This window comes from Ramlibacter sp., from assembly GCF_035627355.1.
Taxonomy (GTDB): domain Bacteria; phylum Pseudomonadota; class Gammaproteobacteria; order Burkholderiales; family Burkholderiaceae_C; genus Ramlibacter.
This window is the reverse complement of the sequence record NZ_DASPLW010000018.1, coordinates 1-6,605: the sequence shown is the minus strand read 5'-3', so window position 1 is coordinate 6,605 and position 6,605 is coordinate 1. Positions and strand designations below refer to the sequence as shown.

Sequence of the window (6,605 nt, the reverse complement as noted above, 5' to 3'; positions counted from 1 at the left end):
ATCCCCATGCCGCCCATCTGGCGCATCAGGTCCATGCCGGACTGCATCAGCTTCATGTGTTCGTCCATGAGGGCACTGCGCTCGCGCGGCGTCTTCGCTGCCTGCATTCGCGCGTGCATGTCCTGCATCTGCTTCATCTGGTCGGCATAGCGCTGGTCCATGGGGGGCCCGCCGGCTTGTGCGGGAGCCGGCGCCGGGGCGGCGGCCGCCGGTGGGGTCGAACCCTCCGGGTGGTGCGCCGAGTGGTCTTCCTGGCTGACCTGGGCCGAGGCGGCAGCGCTTGCCAGGGCCAGTACGAGGGTGAGGTGACGGGCTTTCATGAGATCTCCTGGTTGGAGTGAAGCATCGGCGATGGTGGCGGTGCCATGAGGTGAAACAAAACGGGCTTCAGCGAACCGGCTCGATCGCCTGGACGGTGAAGCCGCCGCCGTCGCGGCGGTCGGCGACGAAGCGGACCTTGTCGCCGACCTTGACCGCATCGAGCAGCTTCGGGTCGGTCGCCTTGAACACCATGGTCATGGGCGGCATGTCCAGGTTGCGGATCGGCCCGTGCTTGAGCGTGACCTTGCCGGCCTCCTTGTCGACCTTGCGCACTTCGCCGTCCGTGAAATCGGCAGCGGTTCGGGCTGCAGCCCCGGGCGGATGGTGCTGGTCGTGGTCGGCCGCAGCGGGTTGCTGGGCCAGGGCCGCCGTGGCGAGCGAGAGGCCGGCCAGGCCGGTGACGAGGATGCGCTTCATGACTTGTTCCCTTGGTAGTGCTGCCAGACCCTGGCCCCACCGTCACGGGTGAGCAGCACCACGTCGTAGGCATCGCGCCGGCCGCCGTAGGCCGGACCGTCCATGCCCGGCGATCCGATCGGCATGCCGGGCACCGCCAGCCCCTTGGCCTGCGGTTTTTCCTTCAGCAGCCGGTGCACCTCGCGCGCCGGCACGTGGCCCTCCAGCGCGTAGCCGCCGACCACCGCCGTGTGGCAGGAGGCGTACTTCATGTCGATCCCGAGCTGCGAGCGCACGCCGTTGTTGCCGGTTTCGTGCACCTTCACCGCAAAGCCGTTGGCCTGCATGTGCGCGACCCAGTCCTTGCAGCAGCCGCAGCTCGGGTCCTTCCAGACTTCGACCGGAATGCCGGGCTTCTTCTGCGCGTGCACGCTCGTGGCGGCGCCAGCCGCCAGCGCGAACGCGCCGACCACCAGGCTGCGGCGGGTGAGGGTGGAGGAAGTGTTCATCGTTGCTGCTCCTTGCGTGCCATGACCTTGAGGGTGCCGACCATCCCGGCCTGGTAGTGGCCGGGGATCAGGCATGCGAAATCGAACTCGCCCGGGCGGTTGAAGTTCCAGACGATCTCGCCGGATGCGCCCGGCTTGACGTGGGTCATCTCGGGCTCGTCGTGCTCCATGCCCGGGTGCTTCATCATCATCGCGGCGTGCTCGTCGAACTGGGCCTTGTTGCCGATCACCAGCTCGTGCAGCACCTGCCCGCTGTTCCTCACCCGCAGCCGCACCGTCTCGCCCTCGCGCACCTCGACGCGGGCAGGCGTGAAGCGCATGTCGTCGGTCATCGCGATGTCGATCGTGCGCTGGACCGCCTTGCGATCGCCGGCGATGCCCCAGGGCTTCTGTTCCTTCACGACCGGCGCGTCGTGCCGGGCCGCGTGGCCGGCGTTCTCGTGGGCCTGCGCGCCGGCGGCGGCCAGCACCGCCAGCGAGAGGGCCGACAGCCATTTCGTGTACTTCATCGATCGTTTCCTTTCGCTTCGTTCCATCAATGATCATGGGTGCCGTGCGCAGCCCCGGGTTTGCGCACGCGCACCTCGACGTCCTTTTTCGCGGCCGGCCGGCGCGGTGGCGCCGAGCCGCTGCCCGCGCCTTGCCCGCGCGGCGTGGGCGGCAGTTGTCCGGTGAATTCCCAGGCCACGGTGCCGGCCGGGTGCCGGAACCAGTCGGGGTTGCGGTAGTCCCCGGCCGGCTGGTCGCGCCGCACCTTCAGCACGGTGAACATCCCGCCCATCTCGAGCGATCCGAACGGCCCCTGCCCCGCCATCATCGGCGCGGTGTTGTCCGGCAGCGGCATCTCCATCTCGGCCATGTCCGACATGCCGCGCTCGCCCATCACCATGTAGTCGGGGATCAGGTCGGTGATCTCCTTGACCACCTGGCGATGGTCCACGCCGATCATGGTGGGCACGTCGTGGCCCATGGCGTTCATGGTGTGGTGGCTCTTGTGGCAGTGGAAGGCCCAGTCGCCTTCCTCGTCGGCGACGAACTCGACCTGCCGCATCTGCCCGACCGCCACGTCGGTGGTCACCTCGGGCCAGCGCGCCGCCTTGGGCGTGGGGCCGCCGTCGGTGCCGGTGACCGTGAACTCGTGCCCGTGCAGGTGCAGCGGGTGGTTGGTCATGGTCAGGTTGCCGGCGCGGATGCGCACCCGGTCGCCCCGGCGCACATTCATCGAGGCGATGCCGGGGAAGATGCGGCTGTTGAAGGTGAACAGGTTGAAGTCCAGCATGGTCATCACCTTGGGCGTGTACGACCCCGGCTCGATGTCGAAGGACGACATCAGGAACACGAAATCGCGGTCCACCGGTTCGATCAGCGGGTGCCGGCCCTTGGGGTGCGTGACCCAGAAGCCCATCATGCCAATGGCCATCTGCACCATCTCGTCGGCGTGCGGGTGGTACATGAAGGTGCCGGGGCGGCGCGCCTCGAATTCGTACACGAAGGTCTTGCCCGGCGGGATGTGCTTCTGCGTCAGCCCGCCGACGCCGTCCATGCCGTTGGGCAGTCGCTGGCCGTGCCAGTGGATGGTGGTGTGCTCGGGCAGCCTGTTGGTCACGAAGATGCGCACCCGGTCGCCCTCGACCACCTCGATGGTCGGTCCGGGCGACTGGCCGTTGTAGCCCCACAGGTGGGCCTTGAAGCCGGGCGCCATCTCGCGCACCACTGGCTCGGCCACCAGGTGGAACTCCTTGACGCCGGCGTTCATGCGCCAGGGCAGGGTCCAGCCGTTGAGGGTCACGACGGGGTTGTAGGGGCGGCCGTCGGGCGGTGCCAGCGGCGGCGCGGTGTCCGGCTTGTCCTGGATGACCGGCTCGGGCAACGCGGCCATGGCCACGCGGCTGACGGAGGCGGCGGCGACGGCGCCGCCGATCGCGCCGGCGCCGGTGAGGAAGTGGCGTCTGCTGTTCATGGTGGGCGCTTTCAATGGGCGGCCGCTTCGCCGCTGGCAGCGGAGCGGGACGTGGCGGCGGGCGCCGCGGCGAGCGGCTGGCCGATGAGGGAGGCCGACAGGGCGGCGTCGGCCAGCCAGAACGCCTGCTGGGCGTCGATGGCGGCGATGACGGCGCCGACCTGCCCGCGGTGGTCGGCCAGCAGTTCGAACACGCCGATCAGCATGCCGTTGTAGCGCAGCACGTTCTCCTCGGAGATGGTCTTGCGCAGCGGCACGATCTCGTCGCGGTAGTGCCGGGCCCGCTCGTACGCGGTGCGGTAGGCCGAGTAGCCCTCGCGCAGCCGCGAGGAGGCGGCACGCACCGTGGCGTCGTAGCGGTGGGCGGCGGCCAGCGACTGCGCGTCCATGGCCGCGCGTCGGGCATCGCCCCAGTCGAATAGCGGCAGGCGGATGTCGGCCTCCCAGCCGCGGGCGGTGGCGCGGCTGCCCTCGGCGTCGTCGAACCGGGTGTCGCGCCGGATGCCGACCTCGGTGTCGACCAGCGCGTTCAGCAGGTCCAGGCCCTGGGCCCGGCCAGCGCTGTCCAGCTGAAGGCGCGCGGTGCGCACGTCCAGCCGCTGCTCGAGCGCGGCGCCGGTGACGTCGCCCGGCGCGCGCGGCTGGGCCGGCAGTTCGGGCAGGCGCTCGGGCAGCTTCAGTTCGGCCGCCTGTGCATCGCCCAGCCCGAGCCGGCGCACCAGGTCCTCGCGCGCGGCCGTCGCGGCGTGCTGCGCGCTCGCGAGTTGCGCGACGGCGTCGGCATGGAAGGCCTGCTGGCGCGCGCGCTGCAGCTTGCTGAAGTTGCCGGCTTCCTGCATGCGCCGCGCCAGTTCGGCGCTGGCCTGCGCGCTGCGGTTGACCTGCCGGGCGTAGCCGAGCTGTTCCTGGGCGGCGACGGCTCGCACCCAGGCCAGCCGCACCTGGCTCACTTGGTCCACCACGTCCCGGGTGAGTTGCAGCTGGGCTTGCGCCGACTGGGTGCGGGCCAGCGCGGCGCGCCGCGGCAGCGTCAGCAGGTCCAGCAGCCCGAACGACAGCAGGCGGCCGATCTCCAGTTCGCTGCCGGCGCGCATGCGCTCGAAGCTGAACACCGGGTTGGCGATGCGGCCGCCTTGCGCCGCCGCGGCCATGTCGCTCCAGCCCTGCGCAACGACCGCCTGGAAGGTGGGGCTGTTGGCCAGCGCGAGCTGCACCGCCTCGGCCTGGCCCAGCGGCTGGGCCAGCAGTTGCCGGGTCAGTTGCTCGCGGCGCTCCTGCTGCTGCGGGGTGCGGCTCAGCTCCAGCCGGCCCTGGGTGAAGGCGGCGGCGGTCTCGTTGGCCTGGCCGACGGCCTGGTCGATGTCGACGGTGGCGCAGCCGGCCAGCAGCGCGGCTGCGGCAAGCGCCGAGATCCGGAGGAAAGGCATGGGCATCGGCGGCGTCCTACCGGTGGTGGCCGTGGTGGCCATGGCTGCGCTCGCCCGTGGGCGCGGGTTGCGCCGGCCTTTCGTCGCGCCCGCTCGATGGCTCGGGTGCAGCGGGCGGCAGAGTGCCGCCGCTCGCCTCCTGCGCGTAGGCCTTCCAGCCGCCGATGCGGCCGACGGTGCCGTTGGCGTCCTTCCAGGACGCGACGGGCTGGTCGCCCCAGGGCCGGTAGTCCTCGAAGGCGGAGCGATACGCCGGCGGCGACGCCGGGGCGGGATCGGGCTGCGCGCCGACGGGGCCGGCGGCGCCGGCGGCCAGCAGGAGCGGCCACCAGGAAAGTACGGATGCGTGCATGAAACCTCGCGCGAACGATGGGGGCGCGTTGCCAGCCGCGGCAGGCAACGGACGAGCTTCGGCGGCCCGCACGCGGCGGGCGCCGTGGAGCTCAGGCGCGAGGTGGTTTGTCGGGGACCGGGGCCGGCCGGCTGGCCAGGCGCTGGAACGCCTCGGTCAGCAGCACCTGGGGCGCATCGGCGGGCGCGAACCGGCTCGGCTGGCTGGCCACGCCGAGGCCATGGCAGGCCGCCGCACACAGGTTGCAGCTATGGCCGATGTCGGTCGCAGTGCTCGTTGTCGCATCGGCATCGGCATCGGATTCGAAGGCCTGCGCTTCGTGCGCGTGTCCATGGCCATCGCTGGCTGCGTGGTGCGCGGCGGTTGCGCCCGCGCTGGCGGTGGCAGCATGGTGCGCCGGTCCGCACAGCAGCGTGGTCGCCGCCGCGAAGCCCTGCAGGGGCAGCGCGGCCAGCAGCAACCAGGCGAGCAGGGTGCGGAGGACGGACATCGACAAGGATTCTAGGAGTTCAATGAGAGGGCCATCGCGACCGGAAGTTCGCGAGCCGCCGCAGCCCCGCTGGGCCGTGACGCTTCCGACGCGACGCCACTCTGAACCTTGCCCCCGTGGCAAGGTCAAGTGCGTGCACAGCGGATCGAGGCTCACCGCACCCGCACGACGGCCATCATGCCGCCGGCCTGGTGCTCCAGGATGTGGCAGTGGAGCATCCAGTCGCCCGGGTTGTCGGCGACCAGCGCGACGTCCACCCGCTCGTCCGGCGCCATCAGCACGGTGTCCTGCCATTCGCGCAACGCCGTGGGCCGGCCGTTGCGGCGCAGCACCCGGAAGGCGTGCCCGTGCAGGTGGATCGGGTGGTGCCAGCGGGTGTCGTTGACCAGCGCGAGCACGTACGAGCGGCCGCGCTCCAGCGCCAGCGCCGGTTCGTGCACGTGGCCGCTGGCCACCACGCCGTTGACGGCCCAGGCCTTGCCCGCGCGCATCAGGGCCCTCATGCCCATCGGCTTGCCGTCGAGCGTGGCGCCGTGCAGGCGGCCCATCATCCCGCCGTCGAAGCGCAGCTCATGCGATGTCGCGGAAGCCAGGTCGGGCTCGGCCAGCGGGTTGGGGGCGATCGGCCGCGGCGGTGGCAGCGGCTGCTCGCGCATGGTTTCGCCGTCATAGGCCAGGCGCAGCAGGTCGTAGGCCGCGCGCGGATAGAACACGTCGCCCACCGCGTGCCGTTCCCCGGGGCGGCCGACGCAATCGAGCAGCAGGTCGACGCGCATGCCGGGCGCGAGGACGACCGTGCCGCGCTCGGGCGCGTGCGGCGCCACCGGTTGCCCGTCGATGGCCACCACCAGCGGCTCGTGGCCGTCGAAGCGCAGGCCGAAGATGCGGGCATTGGCCGCGTTCACCAGCCGCAGCCGGATCCGCTCGCCGCGCCGAACCGGCAGGTCGCGCGGCAGCCGCCCGTTGAGGGTGACCAGGTTGCCGATCCGTCCCGCGTGCGCGATGTCGTGCGGGTGGCCGAAGTCGCCGGCCAGGCGGCCGTCGCGTGCCAGGCGCCAGTCGTCCAGCATCCACACCAGCTCGCGGTCGACTTCCGGCGGCTGCCGCTCCTGCACCACCAGCGCGCCCTGCAGGCCGCGCTCGACCTGTT

Annotated in this window: 8 protein-coding genes and 1 pseudogene; all 9 read right to left on the bottom strand. The window is 71.5% G+C overall.

The window, feature by feature from the left end; all coding sequences use genetic code 11:
• Window positions 1–320 (bottom strand): annotated as a pseudogene (locus VEC03_RS06490) (hypothetical protein); the annotation flags it as partial.
• 67 nt (window positions 321–387) lie between these two features.
• Window positions 388–738: a copper-binding protein gene (locus VEC03_RS06485; protein ID WP_324913720.1), complete on the bottom strand. Its 351-nt coding sequence runs from the start codon at window positions 736–738 to the stop codon at window positions 388–390.
• Window positions 735–1,226: a DUF411 domain-containing protein gene (locus VEC03_RS06480; RefSeq protein ID WP_324913718.1), complete on the bottom strand. Its 492-nt coding sequence runs from the start codon at window positions 1,224–1,226 to the stop codon at window positions 735–737. Before VEC03_RS06480 ends, VEC03_RS06485 begins: the two co-directional genes overlap by 4 nt.
• Window positions 1,223–1,735, bottom strand: a complete 513-nt coding sequence (locus tag VEC03_RS06475) for a cupredoxin family protein (RefSeq protein ID WP_324913716.1) — start codon at window positions 1,733–1,735, stop codon at window positions 1,223–1,225. Before VEC03_RS06475 ends, VEC03_RS06480 begins: the two co-directional genes overlap by 4 nt.
• A 26-nt stretch (window positions 1,736–1,761) precedes the next feature.
• Window positions 1,762–3,186, bottom strand: coding sequence for a copper oxidase (locus tag VEC03_RS06470; RefSeq protein WP_324913714.1), 1,425 nt, complete (start codon window positions 3,184–3,186; stop codon window positions 1,762–1,764).
• An 11-nt stretch (window positions 3,187–3,197) separates the two neighbouring features.
• Window positions 3,198–4,619, bottom strand: a complete 1,422-nt coding sequence (locus VEC03_RS06465) for a TolC family protein (RefSeq protein ID WP_324913712.1) — start codon at window positions 4,617–4,619, stop codon at window positions 3,198–3,200.
• Between the two features lie 10 nt (window positions 4,620–4,629).
• Window positions 4,630–4,965, bottom strand: coding sequence for a hypothetical protein (locus tag VEC03_RS06460; RefSeq protein WP_324913710.1), 336 nt, complete (start codon window positions 4,963–4,965; stop codon window positions 4,630–4,632).
• A gap of 91 nt (window positions 4,966–5,056) precedes the next feature.
• A complete protein-coding gene (locus VEC03_RS06455) occupies window positions 5,057–5,455 on the bottom strand; it encodes a hypothetical protein (protein ID WP_324913708.1) in 399 nt (132 codons plus the stop codon).
• A 152-nt stretch (window positions 5,456–5,607) separates the two neighbouring features.
• A partial coding sequence (locus tag VEC03_RS06450) for a multicopper oxidase family protein (protein ID WP_324913706.1) occupies window positions 5,608–6,605 on the bottom strand: 998 nt, incomplete at its 5' end.

Coding starts and splice junctions, on each gene's coding strand:
- VEC03_RS06460 (WP_324913710.1), bottom strand. CDS start 4,965: ATGCACGCATCCGTACTTTCCTGGTGGCCGCTCCTGCTGGCCGCCGGC.
- VEC03_RS06485 (WP_324913720.1), bottom strand. CDS start 738: ATGAAGCGCATCCTCGTCACCGGCCTGGCCGGCCTCTCGCTCGCCACG.
- VEC03_RS06475 (WP_324913716.1), bottom strand. CDS start 1,735: ATGAAGTACACGAAATGGCTGTCGGCCCTCTCGCTGGCGGTGCTGGCC.
- VEC03_RS06465 (WP_324913712.1), bottom strand. CDS start 4,619: ATGCCCATGCCTTTCCTCCGGATCTCGGCGCTTGCCGCAGCCGCGCTG.
- VEC03_RS06470 (WP_324913714.1), bottom strand. CDS start 3,186: ATGAACAGCAGACGCCACTTCCTCACCGGCGCCGGCGCGATCGGCGGC.
- VEC03_RS06480 (WP_324913718.1), bottom strand. CDS start 1,226: ATGAACACTTCCTCCACCCTCACCCGCCGCAGCCTGGTGGTCGGCGCG.
- VEC03_RS06455 (WP_324913708.1), bottom strand. CDS start 5,455: ATGTCCGTCCTCCGCACCCTGCTCGCCTGGTTGCTGCTGGCCGCGCTG.